Source organism: Coxiella-like endosymbiont (assembly GCF_002871095.1).
Classification (GTDB): domain Bacteria; phylum Pseudomonadota; class Gammaproteobacteria; order Coxiellales; family Coxiellaceae; genus Coxiella.
Genome location: NZ_NSHJ01000018.1, coordinates 1 through 2,183 on the forward strand (window position 1 = coordinate 1; position 2,183 = coordinate 2,183).

Sequence of the window (2,183 nt, forward strand, 5' to 3'; positions counted from 1 at the left end):
TTTTAAAACCTACTACTGTACTGAACACCTACTGATAGGGGCTTACAAGCTAATACTCCAATTAATTGATAATAGCCAAAGCACTTATTATTTTAAGTAAACCATACATTCAACTTAGTATAATAAATACATAGTTATTAAAACCATTTTCAGGGAGGCTACTCTCGATCATTGTAAAGTAATACTTGAAATTAAATGGGTGTTAAGCACCGAACAAAAAGAGTCTTGATTATACTCTCTACCAACATCTACAATAAACACCCTCTTTGCTTATAGAATAAAGCATCACAATTTTTCAAACCTCATCCATACTTCAAGAGACTAAAATCACTATTAATAATTTGCTACGCTAAAATACTTTTTCCTCTCTCGGAAGAAAAGGGGGGAACTTAATAAACAAAAATATTATGTTAATAAACAAGGTGTTTTTTCTAAAACACAGTTTCCTTTCCTATCAGCTGATGACCCTGCACATTGCAAACATTTTGATAACCTAAATTTTTGTATATTTTCTTTTACAGTAAGAAGATATAGTTAATTTTTTATCATAAATACACACAATACACACAAACTTTCAGTCATTAATAAGAAATGAAAATTTTGCCAGCGGATACCGCACAATACTTTATCGTCCATTTATAACAAGTTAATTATGACACTTTAAACATCCTTTTGTTATGGAGATCACAAAGGATCAGCTACTGTGAATAGTACAAAGTTCACCAAATAAAAACTGTATTCACTGAAAAATTCATAATTCTTTACATGATCTTGAGAAACTTGAAAGCTGTTAAAGTTTTAATTTTAATATGATACTTTAATCAAAGCTCCCAGCGTCTTTAGGTAGAGCCACAGATTTAAAGTTTACGATAATCTACTTAATAAGAAATTTTTTAATTAGCTGTAAATAAATTAATTACACTACGAACGCGGTGACAACTGTTTTTGAGAGTAGTTCCCGATAATCCGGGAATGGAAAAGGTTAATATTTCTCTCTTAGTATTGCTCTATTTAAAGCAGTGAACTTCTACAGCCACTCGAGGAGTGTCAAAATTCATTGTAGATAACTATATTTTAGTTATATATTTATGGTAAGAAAGATAACAAATACTATCTTTAATTTTTTTCTAACTCGTTTAACTTTGCTTCAAGCGCCTGTAATTTTTCCCGAGTTCGAGCAAACACTTTCATTTAAATCTCAAATTCTTCCCGAATTACTAAATCAAATTTACTAAGCAATTTTTGTAAAATATTTTTAAAATTTCTCTCTAAATCTTTAGAGAAGCTTTTAAGGCTCGGTGGTATCGATCCTAAAATATAAGTAACTATATATCATTGATATTTTCGATCAAAAATAAACGATTCCTTTTTATTTTAATATTATATCATCCCATCTAACTCTCATAAGTACACTAGAGAATAATCTGATTAGTACAATAAAAATACAATACAATATTTACTCAACTGATTCACAACCACTCCTAATCAATCAGGTTTCATACTCTATTTTTATCATTATTGATGATAATGCTCTAAATTATAAGTAAAAATCCTATCGTTTATCTTCAAGGTATTTATCACCTTCTCTTTTATCCAATTTATGGTAAATTTAAATTTTTAAATCTAATCGAGTCAATTTCTCAAATACACTATTAGTATTGTAATGATTTAAGTGTATTGTAATAATTTAAGAAGCTAAAACAAAGGAAAAATTAAGATAGAGGTGATACTATAGACGTGATACTTTTTAAAAAAACTAGGTTCTAGTAATACTAGTATTGATATTGTATTGTCTAAAGTTATGAAAACTTTTAAAGTTATAATGATAATGTTAACAACAAGCTATGAAAAGCAAGTAGCTTTAAAAGCCTTCGGAGCTAAAATATATCAGAAACCGACCTAGTAGAAGTTGCTTTTAAAGATCCTAAAAGTTATATTGCACTAATCAAACAACCATAAAATTTTTTTATTCTCTTATGTTTCATTCTTTTATTTTAAACCAATATACCATCACACAAAATATACTAATATTCATTATCGAACCACGATACAAGAAATATCCTGGATAACACACATGAGTAATAATCTTACAACAATAGTTAAAGAAGGTTGGAGAATCGTGGATGGATACTATTGATTGTAAGTATATCGCTAGAAAATTAACATAAAAAAATTCCTCCATT

General features: G+C 28.2%; 1 protein-coding gene. It reads right to left on the reverse strand.

The features are described from left to right. Positions 1-1,191: 1,191 nt before the first annotated feature. Positions 1,192-1,329, reverse strand: a complete 138-nt coding sequence (locus CLERM_RS04015) for an accessory factor UbiK family protein (RefSeq protein WP_309567584.1) — start codon at positions 1,327-1,329, stop codon at positions 1,192-1,194. Positions 1,330-2,183: the final 854 nt, after the last annotated feature.